Genomic DNA, 15,897 nt, shown 5'->3' with positions numbered 1-15,897 from the left:
AGGCGAGCTCGCCGCCGGCCGCCCGGCGATCCCCCGGCCCTCCGGACGCTCCGCCCCCGTGAGCGTCACTCCGTGCCGAACTGGAGGTCCGATCCGGCGAGCTGCTCCTCCTCCGTCTCCTTCATCCGCAGCGTCCTGTCCACGAGCTTGCCGAGCAGGTACGTGACGACGAAGGTGTAGAACATCACCGCGAGGATCGCCAGGACCTGCTTGCCGAGCAGCGCTCCCCCGCCGCCGTAGAACAGCCCCGCCTTGCCGAGAAAGCCGGTCGAGAAGAAGCCGAGCGCGAGCAGGCCCACGACGCCGCCCGCGCCGTGCACCCCGACCACGTCCAGCGTGTCGTCGTACCCGAGCACGAACTTCCACTGGACCGCGAACGAGCAGACCAGCGCGGCGAAGATGCCGATCGCGAAGGCGCCCTCGACGTTCACGTACGCGCACGAGGGCGTGATGGCGACCAGCCCGGCGACGGCGCCGGTGCCCGAGCCGAGCTTGCTGAGCCGCCGCTTCCTGAACCATTCGACCGCCATCCAGGTGAGCATCCCGGAGCAGCCGGCGATGAACGTGTTCGCGAAGGCGTTGACCGCGACCCTGCCGTCCGCCATCGCGGATCCGCCGTTGAATCCGAACCAGCCGAACCAGAGCAGGGCCAGGCCGATCATGACCATCGGGATGTTGCTGGGCTCCGGCGGCTCCCTGCGCCGGTAGCGGATGCCCGGCCCAAGTGCGATCGCCAGCGCGAGCCCGGCCATCCCCGAGTTCAGCTCGACCACCAGCCCTCCGGCGAAGTCGAGCGTCCCCATCTTGTTGATCCAGCCCGTACGGTCGAACACCCAGTGCGCCACCGGCGAGTAGACGAAGGTCGCCCACAACAGGGAGAAGACCATCCACGGACCGACGCGGATGCGCCCGGCGACCGAGCCGCTGATCAGCGCCACCGTGATGATCGCGAACGTGAGCTGGAAGAGCGCGAAGGCGTACGTCGGGACTCTGCCGGTGAGGTCCGTCGGCAGGACGTCCGCGAAGCGGAAGTCACCCCAGCCGATCAGGCCGAGCCCACCGGCGTCCTTGCCGAACGCGAGGCCGTAGCCGTAGCCGAACCAGATGATCGTCACGATGCTGATCGAGACGAAGCTCATGAAGACCATGCTGAAGACGTTCTTCGCACGGACCATTCCGCCGTAGAAGAACGCCAGGCCCGGGGTCATGAGCAGCACCATCGCGGTGCTCACGAGCACCCAGGCGGAGTCGCCCGTGTTGAGTCCGATCGGCATCACGGAACCTCGCTTAACGGAGCAGGATCACCTTCTGTTCCTTCCTCGTCCGCGGATCGGCGAGGCGCGGGTAAGGCAAAGTCTTCCTCCGTAGCCGGTCCCTTCATCGCCCAGGCACGCGTCCGGCGACGGCCGCGCGGAAATAAGCCGGCGAGAAGCACGCCCTCACCACGGCATGTCCTCGTTCTGGGAGAGGCCACTCCTTGACACCCGCGACCCCGCACCCGCTCGCCGAAGCCATGCGACGCCCACCGCTGGTCGCGCTGCTTCCCGTGATCAGGGGTGTCGGTCAGGTCGACTTCATGGCCAGCTACTGGACCGGCGTCCTCTTCATCGTCGCCCTGTTCGTCGGCGGCTGGCAGTACGGGATGTTCGGCCTGCTCGGCTCGGGGGTGGCCACGCTCACCGCGTACGTGTTCGGCGCCGCGCCGGACCGGATCAGGCTCGGGCTGGAAGGCTTCCCCGGCACGCTCATCGGCGTGGCCTTCGTCCTGTACTTCGGGACGAGCTGGGTGACCATGCTGCTGACCATCGGCGGGAGCATCGGCGGAAGCGTGCTCACGTCGGCGCTGAACGGCGTGCTGACGCCGTACAACCTGCCGACCCTCACCGCGCCGTTCTGCGTGATCACGACCGTCATGCTGCTCGCCGCCTTCTCCTTCCAGTATGTGGCGCGGGGCAGGATCGGGCCGGCGCCGCCGTCCGCCGCGCACGGCCCCGTCGCGCTGTCCTGGAACGACGTCTGGCAGGGCATGTTCCGGGGGATCGGCCAGATCTTCTTCCAGGACAAGTGGTACGTCGGCCTCATCTTCCTGGTCGGGCTGCTGGTGGCGAGCCGGGTCGCCGCGGCGGCCGCGGTCCTCTCCAGCCTGCTCGGCATGTTCGTCGCCTGGGCCCTGGGCGCACCCGCCGCCCACGTCGCCGCCGGACTGTACGGCTACAACGCCGTCCTGACGGCGATGGCGCTCTGCGGCGTCTTCGTCGTCCTGTCGCCGCTCGGCGTCCTGTACGCGGTGATCGGCGCGGCCTCGGCCACCGCCCTGACCGCGGCCATCACCAACTTCTTCCTGCCGTTCGGCGGCCACACGCTCACCTGGCCGTTCGTCCTCGTCACCTGGGTGTTCCTCGCCGCCGTACCGGTGCTGTCCCGGCTTCGCCGGACATGACCCGGGCCGGGTGGAGGAACCGCGCAAGAAAGGGAAACCCATGAACCTCACACCGCGCGAGATCGACAAGCTGCTGATCTACGTCGTGGCCGACCTGGCCGCCAAGCGCAGGCAACGCGGGCTGAAGCTGAACTACGGCGAGACGGTGGCTCTGGTCAGCGCGGCGATCCTGGAGGCCGCGCGCGACGGCAAGAGCGTCGCCGACTGCATGGAGCTGGGCAAGCACGTGGTCGGCCCCGAGGATGTGATGGACGGCGTGCGCGAGATGCTCCCGCTCATGCAGATCGAGACGACCTTCCCGGACGGCACCAAGCTGGTCTCCTGCCACGACCCCGTCGGCGGCTGAGCGTGTCGGCGGTCCGGACCCGGGCGGCGACCGAGGGCGCGGCGGAGACGGCGGCGGCGGTGAGGGTGACGCGTGAGGTCGTGCTCGTGGGAGGGCACGAGAGCGGGTACGGCAGCGCACTGCGCGGGCTCTGCCGGGAGACCGTCACCGGAGTCGGCTCGGGGCTACACGCGCTGACCCGCCGGCCGGCCGTCGTCGTCCCGATGACCCTGGGACGGGACGCCGGGCTCGTCGACGACGTCGCGCAGGTGCTTCGCTGGAACAGCCGTGGCCGCGAGCCGGGTGAGCTGCTGCTGGCGCCCGCCCTCGCCACGGCGGACCACTTGGTCGGGTGGATCCGGGCCGCGGCCGGGCGGGTCGCCGTACCGGAGCCGGAGGAGCGGGCGATCCTGGTCGCCGCGCCGGCGGCGTCCGCCGCGGAGGACGCCGAGCTGTTCCGGGTGGCCCGGCTCGCCCGGCAGCACAGCGGGTGTCGCTGGGTCGAGGTCGCGCTGATCGGCGGGGATCCGGACGTGGCGGAGGGCGTGACCCGATGCCGCCTGCTCGGCGCCCGGCACGTGGTCGTCGTCCCGGCCTCGTTCGTCGAGCCCGTCGTACCCGAGGACGCGACCGGGTCGGGCCCGCTGCTCTCCCCCGTCGCCCTGGAGGAACTGGTCGGGCGGCGGGTCGCCGCCGCCGAGCACCGATGGGCCGAGCATCGCGACGACGGCCTCGCCGCCGCGCCGTCCGGCCGGCACGAGCACCACCACCACGACCGCAACCACGGCCACTGAGAGGGAGCCATGGCGACCAAAGCACGAGCCGACGCGCACGAGCGCCTGCCGCACGGCGAGAGATACCTGTACGGCGACGAGCCCATCGAGATCAACGTGGGCCGCAGGAAGACGACCCTGACCGTGCGGAACACCGGGGACCGGGCCGTCCAGGTCTGCTCGCACTATCACTTCTTCGAGGCCAACCGGGCGCTCGCCTTCGACCGGGACGCGGCCTTCGGCATGCGCCTGGACATCCCGGCGGGCACCGCGGTCCGCCTCGAACCGGGCGACACGCGTGAGGTGCCCCTCGTCGAGTACGGCGGCGGCCTGCGCCTGGTGGGCTTCGGCGGCCTGGTCAACGGGTCCATCCGCTCGGGGCGGACCCACGCCGTCGCCCTGATGAAGCTGCGGGCCTTCGGCTTCACCGACACCGGAGAGGTCGTGCAGCCGGTCATGGCGGCGCAGGCCGAGCAGCCGGGAAAGCCGGCGAAGGCCGAGAAACCCGGGAAGCCGGCGAAGGCCGAAAAGCCCGCCAAACCCACCAAACCCACCAAGGCGGCCAAGGCGGCAGAGACACCCGAGAAACCGAAGAGGGCGGCCAAGCCCCGGACCACCAAGAAGGGAGAGTCCTGATGACCACCATGAGCCGCCGGCAGTACGCCGACATGTTCGGCCCCACGGTCGGCGACCGGTTCCGGCTCGCGGACACCAACCTCGTCGTCGAGGTGGAGAAGGACCACAACGCCGGTTGCTACGGCGACGAGGCCGTGTACGGCGGCGGCAAGACCGTCCGCGACGGCATGGCCGCAGACCCCGCCTCGACCAACTCGACCGTCGCCCTCGACATGGTGATCACCAACGTGGTGGTCATCGACCCGATCCTCGGCGTGGTCAAGGGGGACATCGGCATCAAGGACGGCCTGATCGCCGGGATCGGCAAGTCGGGGAACCCGCACACCCAGAACGGCGTGGACCGGCGGCTCATCATCGGGCCGGGCACCGAGGTACTCTCCGGCGAGCACATGATCGCCACAGCGGGCGCGATCGACCCGCACGTCCACCTGCTCTCCCCACTGCAGGTCGAGGCCGCGCTCAGCAACGGCATCACCACGCTGATCGCCGGCGGCGTCGGCCCCTCGGACGGCAGCCGGGGCACCACCTGCACGCCGGGCCCGTGGGCCATCGGCGCCATGCTCCAGTCGTTCGAGTCGCTGCCGATCAACATCGGCCTGATGGGCAAGGGCAACAGCAGCCTCCCCGGACCGCTCACCGAGCAGATCCTCGCCGGGGCGTGCGCGCTGAAGGTCCACGAGGACTGGGGGACGACGCCCGCCGTCATCGACACCTCCCTGCGCGTCGCCGACGAGTACGACATCCAGATCGCGATCCACACCGACAGCCTCAACGAGAGCGGCTTCGTCGAGGACTCGATCGACGCCTTCAACGGGCGGGCGATCCACACGTTCCACAGCGAGGGCGCCGGCGGCGGGCACGCCCCCGACCTGCTCCGCGTCACCGGTGAGCCGAACGTGCTGCCCTCGTCGACCAATCCGACGCTGCCCTACACGGTGAACTCGGTCGACGAACTGCTCGACATGGTGATGGTCTGCCACCACCTCAGCCACGACGTGCCGGAGGACGTGGCCTTCGCCGACAGCCGCGTACGCGCCGAGACGATCGCCGCCGAGACCGTGATGCACGACCTGGGCGTGATCAGCATGGTCTCGTCCGACTCCCAGGCGATGGGCCGGATCGGCGAGACCTTCACCCGGGCGTTCCAGGTCGCCCATCTCTGCAAGGAGCGGCGCGGCAGGCTGCCGGAGGACTCCGAGCGCAACGACAACTTCCGGGTGCTGCGCTACCTGGCGAAGCTCACCATCAACCCGGCCCGTACCACGGGCGTGGCGGACGCGATCGGCTCCCTGGAGGACGGCAAGATCGCCGACATCGTGATCTGGCCGATGACGTCCTTCGCCGCCAAGCCGTACATCGTGATCAAGGGTGGGATGATCATCTGGTCCCAGATGGGCGACCCGAACGCCTCGCTGCCCACTCCGCAGCCGGTCTACTTCCGGCCCACGTTCGCGGCCTACGGCCGGGCCCTGCCGAAGACGAACGTCACCTTCATGTCGCAGGCGGCCATCGCGGCGGGCGTCCCGGAGAAGCTGGGCCTGCAGCGCATCATCCGCCCCGTCCGGAACACCCGCACGGTCACCAAGCAGCACATGATCCGCAACAACGCCCTGCCGGAGATCCGGGTGGATCCGGAGACGTACAAGGTCACGGTGGACGGAGAGCACGCCACGATCGAGCCGGCCCGGACGCTGCCGCTCACCCAGCTGTTCTTCCTGGCGTGAGCGTGCGAACGGACCCGGGGCCGCTGCTGGCCCAGCTCCAGCTGACCGACTCGGCGTTCCCGAGCGGCCGGTACACGCTGTCGTACGGCCTGGAGGGGTTCGTTCAGGAAGGTCCGGTGGACGTCACCGCCTACCTGGTGGACCTGCTCCGCCACTCGGCCGGGCCCGGCGACGGCAGGGCGCTGGTCCTCGCGCACCGGGCCGTCACCGGCGGCGACTGGGACGCGCTGGTCGCGGCCGACCGGCGGCTGCACGCGGTCAAGCTCAACCGCGAGATCCGCGCGGCCGCCACCAGGACCGGGCGGCAGGTGCTCGACACCGCCTGCCTGGTCTTCGGCGGGCCGGTGCCCGACCGGCTGTCGGATCTGGTCCGCGCGAAGGCCACGCCGGGCAACCACGCGGTCGTGGTCGGCGCGCTGCACGCCGCTTCCGGAGTGAGCGTCGAGAACGCCGTCACCGGTGACCTCTTCTCGTTCGCGTCCGGCGTGGCGAGCGCCGCCGTACGGCTCGGGCGGATCGACTTCCGCCAGGCCCAGTCGATCCTGTACTGCGTGCGGGACGAGATCGGGCACGCGGCGCGGGTGGCCCTCGCGGCCCGCGTTCCGCGCGACATCCACAGCTCCACCCCGGCCGCCGACGCCGCGTCCGCCGCGCACGAGCGGGCGGCGGCCCGCCTGTTCACCACCTGACCGGCTCGTTCACCACCCGGCACGCACGAACAAGGAAGACTCCATGCAGAACGTGTTCAAGGTAGGCATCGGCGGGCCGGTGGGCTCCGGCAAGACCGCCCTGATCGAGGCACTGGTGCCGATCCTGACCGAGCGGGGCCACCGGCCCGGCGTCATCACCAACGACATCTACACCCAGGAGGACGCCCAGCACGTCCGCCGGGTGCTCGCCGGGATCCTCGCCCCCGAGCGGGTCGTCGGCGTGGAGACCGGCGCCTGCCCGCACACGGCGGTGCGCGACGACCCGACGATGAACCTCGCCGCCGGCGCCGAGTTGCTCGACCGTTTCCCCGACATCGACGTGCTCCTGTACGAGAGCGGCGGCGACAACCTGACGCTGACGTTCAGCCCGGCGCTCACCGATGTCTTCGTCTTCGTGCTGGACACGGCCGAGGGCGACAAGATGCCGCGCAAGCGCGGCCCCGGCATCACCGACTCGGACCTGCTCGTCATCAACAAGATCGACATCGCGAAGTACGTGCGGGCGGACCTGGCGGTCATGGAGGGGGCGGCGCACGACGTGCGCGGCGAGCGGCCGGTCATCCTGACCGACTGCCTGACCGGGACCGGCGTACCGGAGGTCGCCGACTTCGTCGAGGAGCGCATGGCGGTGGCGTGTTCACCGGCACGGTAGAGACCCCGGACCACACGCCCCCGGCGGACCCCGTGGACCCGGCGGATCCAGCGGATCCCGTGGATCGGCTGGCTCCCGAGTGGTACACGGTCTCCGGGATCCCGGAGGCCGTCACGCGGTACGCGCAGGTCCCCGACACCCTGCCGGTGGGAAGCCCCGGCAAGGTGGGCGTGCTCGATCTGGCGTTCACCCGGTCCGTACGGCGTACCGAGCTGTCCGGGCACTTCCAGAAATCACCGCTGCAGATCATGCGGCCGCACTATTACGACCCGCTGCGGCCGGACATGGCGTACGTCCTGCTGCTGTCGTCCGGTGGGGGGATCCTGCAGGGCGACCGCTACCGGACGGACGTCGCGTGCGGCCCGGGGACGGCCGTCCACCTGACCACCCAGGCCGCCACCAAGATCTATCGGATGGAGCAGGACTACGCCACGCAGCTCGTCCGCCTCACCGCCGGTCCGGACAGCTATCTGGAGTACCTGCCCGACGCGACCATCCCGTACGTGGACTCCCGCTACTACCAGCGGATCGAGGTCACGGCCGACCCGTCGGCCACGGTCGTGATCGGCGAGACGCTGCTCGCGGGCCGCCTGGCGCACGGCGAGCGGCACGCGTACGCGGCCTTCTGCGGCGACCTGGAGGTGGCCGGGCCGGACGGTGAGCCGATCTTCGCCGACACCGTACGGCTGGTGCCCGGCGACGCCGGGGTGACCGGGCCCGCCGTGTTCGGCGGCGCCGGGGTGATGGCCTCGCTGTTCGTCGTGACCGGAGCGGTCCCGGCGTCCGAGGTGGCCGACACGCTGCACCACGCCCTCGCCCCGCTGATCACGCGCACCGGATTGCGCGGCGGCGCCAGCGTGCTGCCCGGGGAGCGCGGCGCATGGATCCGCGTCCTGGGGCAGGAGTCACCGCAGGTCAACCACGCGCTGCGCGCCGCGTGGGACGCCGCACGCCGGCTCATCATCGGCGTGCCCGCGCCCGAGCCTCGAAAGCACTGAGCGGCGCACTTCGGCCGCTTGCATGTCCGGCACCGCACGCATACCCGACAATGACCTGAGCCGCCTACAGTCTGAGGAGAGCCGTGAACCCCAGAGACAACCTCGACGTCGCCACGAGTGCCAGGGAGATGGCGGACAACGCGCCGCCCGGATCGCTGCACCAGGCGGCGGCAACGTCGGTGGCGATCAGCTGCGCCACCGCGCGCGACATCGACCAGGCCCGCGTCGCCCTCGACGGCATCACGCCCGACGAGGTGCGGCAGGCCGCGATCGAGATCTTCGACCGGCTGGCGGCGAGCGACGCGCCGGACGACGAGCCGGACGACGACGCCGGCGCTTCAGCGCCGTAACGTGTCCAGGAGGGACGCCAGGATCTCCTCGGCGTGGGTCCACAGCAGCGATCCGCCCGCCTCGGGCAGCAGGTGCCTGCGCGAGGCGGGGACCCGGTGCGACATCTCCGCTCCGTGGTCTGGCGAGTGGACGGTGCTGGTGTCGTGCCCGCCGTACCAGAGGTCCACCGGAACGGCGATCAGTGCCGGGTCGAACGGCCAGCGGCCGAAGGCCAGCACGAGGTCGCGGACGTAGCCCGCCGGTCCCTGCCGGAAGCCCTCCTCCAGCGCCGTGCGGTAGGCCGCCGCGAAGGCTGGTTCGGTGTACACCGCGAGATCGGCGTCGGAGCTCGTCCCGATGACCAGCCGCCACATCATCTCCGCGTCGGCGTCCTGGGCGAACGTCGCCTCGAACCCCTCCGGATCGGCGGCCACGGCGTGGAGCAGGCCCGCCACACCCGGGTCGAGCAGTTCGGCGAAGGCCGGATGGGTCAGGTCGTCCTGCCCCGAGACCACGGCCACGGCCTTCGGCAGGCCCGCCGCCGCGCAGGCCAGCGCGAACGGCGCGCCCTGGGAGAAGCCGACGATCCCGAAATCCGGCAGGTCCAGCCGCTCGGCCAGGTGCGCGACGTCGGAGGCCCAGTCGTCCAGCGTCCGGCCCGGACGGGGGCCGGAGGCGCCGAGCCCCGGACGGTCCACCGCGATCAGCCGCACTCCGAGCCGGCCGAGCACGTCAGCGCCGAATCCGAGGCTCCGCCCCATCGCCGCGCCGGAGAAGAACAGCACCGGCGTCCCGTCCGGCGCTCCCCACTGCGCCCATCCCAGCGTCCGTCCATCGGGCAGTTCCGTCACGCCGAGCAGGTCCGGCGGGCACACTCCATGACTCACGACGCGCCATCGTAGGTCTTCGGAGCCGCCCGCCCAACCGGTTTTCCCTCCCGCGGCAGGCGTCCGCGCACCGCACCGGAACAGCGCCGGAACAGCGGCAGGACAGCGTCAGAAGACGCGGCGCAGGATCCGGGCGGCGGTACGGGTGAGCGTCTCGACCTGCCTCGCGTCGTAGCCCGCGTCTCCTCCCGCGAGGACGACGCGGGGCGCCACCCGGGGATAGGCGAGGATGAGCCCCTCGGCGACGACCACCCCGCGCGGCCCGCCGGGGGTGAAGAGCTTGCCGCCGTGCACCGCGAGCAGCGGCCGGACGGTCACCTCCACGCCCGACTCGCGGGACAGCAACTCCGACATGGTGGCCGCCGCGTCGGTCAGCCCCTTGGCCACCGAGCTTCCCGACTTCTCCTCGAAGAAGAGCTTGTCGCCGTATCGGGCGATGTAGACGTCGGGACCCCATGCCTCGTTGTCCACGAGCCACACCCCGCCCGGCCCGATCACGAGGTGGTCGATCGACGTCTCACCCGGTACGGCACGGCCGTCCAGCACGTTGTAGCCGCGTCGGCGCAGACCGCGGCGGAGGAGCTTGCCGGTGCGCACCTCGCCGCGGCGCTTGCCCCTCCATACGGCGGTCGACTCGTGGTCCCACCAGACGAGGAGCAGGTCGCCTCCGGCGGCGACGGCGGCGCCGAGCGGGGCCATCAGGACCGGGGAGAGCGCGAACCGCATCGCCAGCAGGAGCCCGGCCACGGCGCCGACGCCGGCGATCCAGCGGCGCCGCCGTACCCGGGAGGGACGCGCCTCGATCCAGAACTGCTCGTACCACCACTGAGGGGAACTTCCCTGGAACTTCTCATCCTGTTCGACATAGATCGATTTTCCGGGCACCAGGCACCCCCGAAGGTGAGGTGGGAGAAAAGCGCTTGATCACGCAATACCCGGTAGATCTCCGATGATTGAGCCAGGTTAGTGAATTAAACCGGCAAAGCCACACGCACTATGTCGTATCCCTCAACAGCGGACACATCGCTCAGCGCAACACCATCGGCACCGCCTGACACGAACCGCGGCTCAGCAGCCCGAGGCGCCCGTCACCCACTCCCCCCGGCCCGGTCACCGGCCCGGTCACCGTGCCCGCTCACCGTGCCCGCTCACCGGCCCGCTCACCGTGCCGCCATGACGAGCTCGACGAGATCGGCTACCGCGCCGTCCGCGCAGGCGCCCACCACGACACCGGCCGCCGCGCGGACGTCCGGATGGCCGTCCCCGACCGCGGCACCCAGTCCGGCCGCCGCGATCATGTCCAGGTCGTTGGGGTTGTCACCGATGGCCGCGATCTGCTCCATCGGCACCCCGCGCGACGCGGCGAGCTCGCGCAGCGCGGTGCCCTTCGTCGCCCCCTCGGGCAGCACCTCGAGGTAGGTCGCCTCGGACCGCAGGACGACCGTCCCCGGCAGCTCGACCTCGACCGGGGCGGCGCCGATCAGCATGCACTTGGTGATCTCACCGGGCGGCAGCGCCGCCCAGTCACCGGGGTCGCGCAGCGCGACCCCGTCCCGCCGCGCGTAGTCCCGCAACTCGGGCACGTCGTGCACGGCCAGCGCCTCGCCCCCGGTGAACGCCACGGGGTAGACGCCCTCAGGAAGCTCGTCGAACATGCCGATCAGGGACTTCCACGCGTCCACCGGCAGGGCGCGCGAGCGCAGCACGGCCCCCGAGCCGAGATCCACGGTCCGCGCCCCGTTGTAGAGGATCGCCGGGCTGGTCAGCCCCAGCTCCTCGACGTAGCGGCGGGCCGACGACTCCATCCGGCCGGTGGCGACGATCACCTCGCCGCCCACCGCCATGAACCGGCGCAACGCGTCCCCGCTCTCGGGGACCATGGCCAGGTCGCGCCCGACGAGCGTGCCGTCCAGGTCGGTGACGATCCAGCGGATCACGAGGCCCTCCTCGTGGAGATCTCCGCCATCACGGAGCCCGCGAGGTCGAACCCGCCCACGCAGGCGAGGTAGCCGCCGGGGACGAAGACGCTGCCGGACAGTGGGATGAACACGCCTCCGGCCCGCTCGACCAGGAGCGAGCCCGCGGCCACGTCCCAGGCGTTGACGTGGGTGCCGTAGGCCACGTCGGACCAGCCGGCGGCGACGTGGGCGAGCTTCAGCGCGGCGCTCCCCGGGCGGCGGGTGGTCGCGAACGCGTCGACCATCCGGGCGAAGCGGTGCAGCGCGGCGTCGCCTTCGGCGGCGAGGTCGCGCGGGGTGGGGAAGCTCGACAGCAGCACCGCCTCGCGGTCGGTGCGCGCGCCCCTGCTGCGGATCGCCTCGCCGTTGCAGAACGCGCCTTCGAGAGAGGCGGTGAACTCGTCGCCGCTCACTGGGTCGTAGATGGTGCCCGCCACCACCTCGTCGTCGACCACCGCCCCGATGGACGTGCAGAAGAACGGCAGGCCGGCGGCGAAGTTCGCGGTGCCGTCGATGGGGTCGACGTACCAGCGGATGGTGCCCTCTCCGTGGGTGCCGCCCTCCTCCCCCACGATGACGCTGTCCGGGCACAGCCGGGTCAGGACCTCGCGGATGCGCTCCTCCGCCGCCTTGTCGTGCTCGGTGACCGGGTCGTGGAAGTCGCGCTTCGTCTGTACGGCGGGGCGGGACCTGAACGCCTTCCTGAGCTGGTCACCGACCGACCTGGCCGCTTCCACCGCGATGGCGGCCAGGTCACGCGAGATGCTCAGATCCATGTCTCCTCCAGGAGTTCCAGCAGGCCGCGCGGGTCCTCGACGATCGCCTGAGGGCGCTGCCGTACCTTGTAGGGAATCTTGTCCGTGCTCCGGGACGCCATGAGCACGGTGGCTCCGACCTTGGCGCGGGCTCCGCAGACCACGTCCCTGTCGTAGTTGTCGCCGACGTACCAGACCTCCGCGGGGTCCACGCCCAGGGCCCGGCAGGCGATCCAGATCATCTCCGGGTTGGGTTTGCGCACACCGACCTCGTCGCTGTAGACCTGCACCGCCACCTGGCGGTCGAGGCCGGTCGCGGCCATGTAGTCGCGGTGCACGGCCCCGCACAGGGCGTTGCTCACCACGCCGGGCACGACGCCGTTGGCCCAGCAGGCGGCCAGCAGTTCCTCCATCACGGGACGCGTCTTGCGGTCGCTGCGCAGCTCGCCCATCCGACGGCAGAGCGGTGTCGCCTCGGCCGTCACCAGGGAACGCGCCTGGACGGGCCAGTCGCCGGCGACGAAGTCGGCCCAGTACCGGCTGTGTGTCATCTCCTCCGGGTCGAACTGCCGCGAGGTGGAGTCCTTCCAGTACTTGTCGGCACGGGCGGCCGCCTGGATGTCGCTCTCGACGTCCTCGACGCCGAGCTCCTCGAAGCCCGCCCGGGTCAGCATGCCGTGTACTTCGGCGGCGAGCTCCGCCGCCCACTCCGGTCGCCTCGCGGTCTCGACGATCACGCCGCCGAAGTCCAGGAGCAGCGCCTTCGGCCGGATCACGCGGCCACCCCCGCCTCGTCCCAGGCGGCGATCCGGGCGCCGTCCGCGTCGAACAGGTGCATCCGCTCGGTCCAGCAGGTCACCGTGTCCCCGGGGGCGGAGTCGACCGGCGTGTAGGAGACGGCGTACAGGTCCGTGTCCAGGATGCGGAGCCGTACGGTCCAGGACGACCCGGCGGGGAGCACGGCCTCGACCGTCGCCTCCTCATGCCAGGCTCCCGCCGGAGGCGGGCCGAACCGGATCGCCTCGGGCCGGATGCCGACGGCGGCGGGGACGCACTCCGCCCGCGCGGCGACATGCCGGAGCAGCGAGCCGGCCAGCCCGCCCGGCTCGGGGCCGGTGTCCACGATGGCCATGGGAGGGCTGCCGACGAACTCGGCGACGAACCGGTTGGCCGGCCGGTCGTACATGTCCATCGGAGCGGCGAGCTGCTGCAGCTCGCCCTGGTTCATGACCGCGATGTCCGTCGCCATCGTCAGCGCCTCGAGCTGGTCGTGGGTGACGAAGACGATGGTCGCGCCCGACTCCTCGTGGATGCGCTTGAGCTCGGCGCGCATCTCCAGCCGCAGCTGCGCGTCGAGGTTGGACAGCGGCTCGTCGAGCAGCAGCACCTCGGGGTTGATCGCCAGCATCCTGGCCAGTGCGACGCGCTGCTGCTGGCCGCCGGAGAGCTGGGAGGGATAGCGGTCCATCGCGGCGTCCACGTGGACCATCCGCAGCGCCTCCTCCGCCCTGGCCCGCCGCTCGGGGCCGGGCACCTTGCGCATACGCAGCCCGAACTCGACGTTCTCGCGGATCGACAGGTGCGGCCAGAGGGCGTAGTTCTGGAAGACCAGCCCCATGCCGCGCTTCTCCGGCGGGACATAGCGGCCGAGTTCGACGGAGTCGAGGATCCGGTCGCCGACCGCGATGGTGCCGGCGGTCGGCTGCTCCAGCCCGGCGATCATCCGCAGGGTGGTGGTCTTGCCGCAGCCGGAGGGACCGAGAAGGCACATGAAGGCGCCGTCCGGAATGGTCAGGTCGAGGTTCCTGACGGCGTACTCGTGGCCGCCGTAGCTCTTGGCGACTCCGCTCAAGGTGATGTTCGGCATCTATCCTCCCAGGCCGGACGCCAGGCTGCTGTTGGTCAGCCGCTGGGTCAGGTAGGTCATGGTGAAGGACACCAAGGCGATCACGAGCACGACCGCGTTGGCGAGCTGGGTGTATCCGTAGTCCACGAGCCCGATGGAGAGGGTCGTGAGCAGCTGGGTCCCGGTGGTGGTCAGCATGATCACGATGCTGAGCTCCTTGAGACCGGAGACGAACGGCAGGATGATCCCGGTGACGAGGGCGCCCTTCTGGATCGGGAAGACGATCCTGCTCATGCGTTGCCACCAGGACGCGCCCGCGATCTGCGCGGCCTCCTCCGGCTCACGGCCGAGCTGCGTCATCGCCGCGATGCCCGAGCGTGAGCTGTACGGCAGGTGCGTCACCGCCATCACCAGGATCAGCAGGAACGTGGTGCCGTACAACGCGGGGATCGGACCCCTGGCGACGGCGAACAGGGACAGCGAGGCCGCCGCGAACGCGATGCCGGGGATGAGGTAGGGAAGGAACGAGACCTGGCGGAGGAAGGCGGCGACGCGCGGCGCCGTCCCGCGCACCACGACGTATCCGATCAGCAGGCCGAGGACGGCGCAGATGATCGAGGCGAGGCCGACGATGCGCAGCGAGTTCCAGGCCGCCGCCCACAGTTCGGATCCGCGGAACACGCCGTGCGGGAAGCCGACCGCGCCGGGCAGCCGCTCGGCCAGCCAGTAGTCCAGCGTGAACGTGGACAGGTCCAGTGGCGTGCGGGTGACCGTGGACAGCAGCAGGGTGAGCACGGGGACCAGCACGCTCACCACGAAGACGACCACGCCGAGCGCGAACGCGGGCCAGCGCCAGCGGCGCAGGTCGCCCAGCCGGTCCATCGCGCCCTTGCCGCCCACGGTGACGAACCGGCGGTGCTCGCGCATCATCCGGGTGTCGGCCAGGACGATCAGAATGCCGATGGCGACGATCACCATCGCGATCACCGAGGCGACGCCGGTGCTGCGGTCCCTGATCGACTGGAACAGCCCGGTGGACAACACCCGGTAGTCCGCCGGCAGTCCCAGCACGTACGGCGTGCCGAACGTGCCTAGCACCCGGCCGATGACCAACAGCACCGCGGACGAGAGCGCGGGGAGCATCAGCGGCACCACGATCCGCCGGATGACGGTCCGCTGCGGGGCGCCGAGGATGCGGGCCGAGTCCTCCAGCTGGACGTCGATGCGGCGCAGCGCGTTGCCGACCAGGAGCAGCACGAACGGGTAGTAGTGCAGCCCCAGGGTGACGATGATCGGCAGCGGGCCGTAGGCGAGCCAGTCGGGCGTCCTGATGCCCACGGACTGCAGGATCCCGACCTGGCCGGCGGCGCGCTCGTTCTTGAACAGCGTCAGCCAGGCCAGGGAGAACGTCCACGACGGCAGCATGTACGGCACCACGAGCGCGCCGGCCAGCCATTTGCGGCCCGGCACGTTCGTCCTGGTCACGAGCCAGGCCATGCCTCCGCCGACGATGAGCGCGAACAACGTGGTCCCGACGGAGACCACCAGCGTGTTGAGCAGCGGCTCCCAGAACAGCAGGCCGCTGATCTGCGAGCGGAACACCCGCCAGAGGTAGTAGCCGGTCCATTCTCCGGGACGCTGACCGGCGTGGATCTCGTCGCCGTACTGCAGCCGGGCCGAGTCGGAGAGCACCGCGACCAGCGGCGCCACGACGAGGTAGCCGAGGACGACGACCAGGATCAGGCCGAGCGCGGCGGTCGGATCATGGCGCAGAACCTGGAGCCGGTACAGCAGCCTGCGCCGTCCCGGCGGGGGTGGCGGTGCTTCCGCCTTGGTGAGAACTGCCATGGGGATTTCCTTCGG

General features: G+C 70.9%; 16 protein-coding genes and 1 pseudogene. 9 read left to right on the top strand and 8 right to left on the bottom strand.

Annotated features, from left to right (window positions below; genetic code table 11):
* Positions 1 to 65 precede the first annotated feature (65 nt).
* Positions 66 to 1,274: an ammonium transporter gene (locus tag IMZ11_RS26240; protein ID WP_228645079.1), complete on the bottom strand. Its 1,209-nt coding sequence runs from the start codon at positions 1,272 to 1,274 to the stop codon at positions 66 to 68.
* 203 nt (positions 1,275 to 1,477) lie between these two features.
* Between IMZ11_RS26240 and IMZ11_RS26235 the strand changes: the two genes are divergently transcribed.
* From IMZ11_RS26235 to IMZ11_RS26195, 9 genes and pseudogenes are all read left to right on the top strand, one after another.
* Positions 1,478 to 2,440, top strand: coding sequence for an urea transporter (locus IMZ11_RS26235; RefSeq protein WP_228645077.1), 963 nt, complete (start codon positions 1,478 to 1,480; stop codon positions 2,438 to 2,440).
* Between the two features lie 40 nt (positions 2,441 to 2,480).
* Complete coding sequence (locus IMZ11_RS26230; protein WP_228645075.1) at positions 2,481 to 2,786, top strand: urease subunit gamma; 306 nt, start codon at positions 2,481 to 2,483, stop codon at positions 2,784 to 2,786.
* A gap of 2 nt (positions 2,787 to 2,788) precedes the next feature.
* Positions 2,789 to 3,559, top strand: coding sequence for a hypothetical protein (locus tag IMZ11_RS26225; protein ID WP_228645074.1), 771 nt, complete (start codon positions 2,789 to 2,791; stop codon positions 3,557 to 3,559).
* A 66-nt stretch (positions 3,560 to 3,625) separates the two neighbouring features.
* Positions 3,626 to 3,910, top strand: a pseudogene (locus tag IMZ11_RS46765) (urease subunit beta); the annotation flags it as partial.
* A gap of 263 nt (positions 3,911 to 4,173) precedes the next feature.
* Positions 4,174 to 5,898: an urease subunit alpha gene (gene ureC, locus IMZ11_RS26215; protein ID WP_228645070.1), complete on the top strand. Its 1,725-nt coding sequence runs from the start codon at positions 4,174 to 4,176 to the stop codon at positions 5,896 to 5,898.
* Positions 5,895 to 6,587, top strand: a complete 693-nt coding sequence (locus tag IMZ11_RS26210; RefSeq protein WP_228645068.1) for an urease accessory protein UreF — start codon at positions 5,895 to 5,897, stop codon at positions 6,585 to 6,587. The genes ureC and IMZ11_RS26210 overlap by 4 nt, the downstream gene beginning before the upstream one ends.
* 43 nt (positions 6,588 to 6,630) lie before the next feature.
* Entirely contained in the window at positions 6,631 to 7,260 is a 630-nt protein-coding gene (gene ureG, locus IMZ11_RS26205; protein WP_228645066.1) for an urease accessory protein UreG, read from the top strand.
* The gene (locus tag IMZ11_RS26200; RefSeq protein WP_228645065.1) at positions 7,242 to 8,258 is read left to right on the top strand and encodes an urease accessory protein UreD; all 1,017 of its coding nucleotides are present in this window, start codon (positions 7,242 to 7,244) and stop codon (positions 8,256 to 8,258) included. Before ureG ends, IMZ11_RS26200 begins: the two co-directional genes overlap by 19 nt.
* A gap of 83 nt (positions 8,259 to 8,341) precedes the next feature.
* Positions 8,342 to 8,608, top strand: coding sequence for a hypothetical protein (locus IMZ11_RS26195; RefSeq protein ID WP_228645063.1), 267 nt, complete (start codon positions 8,342 to 8,344; stop codon positions 8,606 to 8,608).
* Here the strand turns inward: IMZ11_RS26195 and IMZ11_RS26190 are convergent.
* The 7 genes from IMZ11_RS26190 to IMZ11_RS26160 all read right to left on the bottom strand — a co-directional run bounded on the left by IMZ11_RS26190 (position 8,597) and on the right by IMZ11_RS26160 (position 15,882).
* Positions 8,597 to 9,475: an alpha/beta fold hydrolase gene (locus IMZ11_RS26190; RefSeq protein WP_228645062.1), complete on the bottom strand. Its 879-nt coding sequence runs from the start codon at positions 9,473 to 9,475 to the stop codon at positions 8,597 to 8,599. The genes IMZ11_RS26195 and IMZ11_RS26190 overlap by 12 nt on opposite strands.
* A gap of 108 nt (positions 9,476 to 9,583) precedes the next feature.
* Positions 9,584 to 10,360: a nuclease-related domain-containing protein gene (locus tag IMZ11_RS26185; protein ID WP_228645060.1), complete on the bottom strand. Its 777-nt coding sequence runs from the start codon at positions 10,358 to 10,360 to the stop codon at positions 9,584 to 9,586.
* Between the two features lie 275 nt (positions 10,361 to 10,635).
* Entirely contained in the window at positions 10,636 to 11,412 is a 777-nt protein-coding gene (locus IMZ11_RS26180) for an HAD family hydrolase (RefSeq protein WP_228645059.1), read from the bottom strand.
* Positions 11,409 to 12,209, bottom strand: coding sequence for an inositol monophosphatase family protein (locus IMZ11_RS26175; protein ID WP_228645058.1), 801 nt, complete (start codon positions 12,207 to 12,209; stop codon positions 11,409 to 11,411). The genes IMZ11_RS26180 and IMZ11_RS26175 overlap by 4 nt, the downstream gene beginning before the upstream one ends.
* Positions 12,200 to 12,964 (bottom strand): HAD family hydrolase, encoded by a 765-nt coding sequence (locus IMZ11_RS26170; protein WP_228645057.1) that lies wholly within the window; start codon positions 12,962 to 12,964, stop codon positions 12,200 to 12,202. The genes IMZ11_RS26175 and IMZ11_RS26170 overlap by 10 nt, the downstream gene beginning before the upstream one ends.
* Positions 12,961 to 14,055, bottom strand: a complete 1,095-nt coding sequence (locus IMZ11_RS26165; protein WP_228645055.1) for an ABC transporter ATP-binding protein — start codon at positions 14,053 to 14,055, stop codon at positions 12,961 to 12,963. Before IMZ11_RS26165 ends, IMZ11_RS26170 begins: the two co-directional genes overlap by 4 nt.
* On the bottom strand, positions 14,056 to 15,882 hold the full coding sequence (locus tag IMZ11_RS26160; protein ID WP_228645054.1) for an iron ABC transporter permease: 1,827 nt from the start codon (positions 15,880 to 15,882) through the stop codon (positions 14,056 to 14,058).
* Between the last annotated feature and the right edge of the window lie 15 nt (positions 15,883 to 15,897).

The organism is Microtetraspora sp. AC03309, assembly GCF_020826795.1.
In the GTDB taxonomy this organism is placed as follows: domain Bacteria; phylum Actinomycetota; class Actinomycetes; order Streptosporangiales; family Streptosporangiaceae; genus Microtetraspora; species Microtetraspora glauca.
The sequence above is the reverse complement of the archived record's forward strand: the minus strand, read 5'-3'. Positions and strand labels throughout refer to the sequence as shown.

What these genes read in the sequence shown, in the direction of transcription:
- IMZ11_RS26240 (WP_228645079.1), bottom strand. Translation starts at nt 1,274, where the DNA reads ATGCCGATCGGACTCAACACGGGCGACTCCGCCTGGGTGCTCGTGAGC.
- IMZ11_RS26230 (WP_228645075.1), top strand. Translation starts at nt 2,481, where the DNA reads ATGAACCTCACACCGCGCGAGATCGACAAGCTGCTGATCTACGTCGTG.
- ureC (WP_228645070.1), top strand. Translation starts at nt 4,174, where the DNA reads ATGACCACCATGAGCCGCCGGCAGTACGCCGACATGTTCGGCCCCACG.
- ureG (WP_228645066.1), top strand. Translation starts at nt 6,631, where the DNA reads ATGCAGAACGTGTTCAAGGTAGGCATCGGCGGGCCGGTGGGCTCCGGC.
- IMZ11_RS26175 (WP_228645058.1), bottom strand. Translation starts at nt 12,209, where the DNA reads ATGGATCTGAGCATCTCGCGTGACCTGGCCGCCATCGCGGTGGAAGCG.
- IMZ11_RS26165 (WP_228645055.1), bottom strand. Translation starts at nt 14,055, where the DNA reads ATGCCGAACATCACCTTGAGCGGAGTCGCCAAGAGCTACGGCGGCCAC.
- IMZ11_RS26160 (WP_228645054.1), bottom strand. Translation starts at nt 15,882, where the DNA reads ATGGCAGTTCTCACCAAGGCGGAAGCACCGCCACCCCCGCCGGGACGG.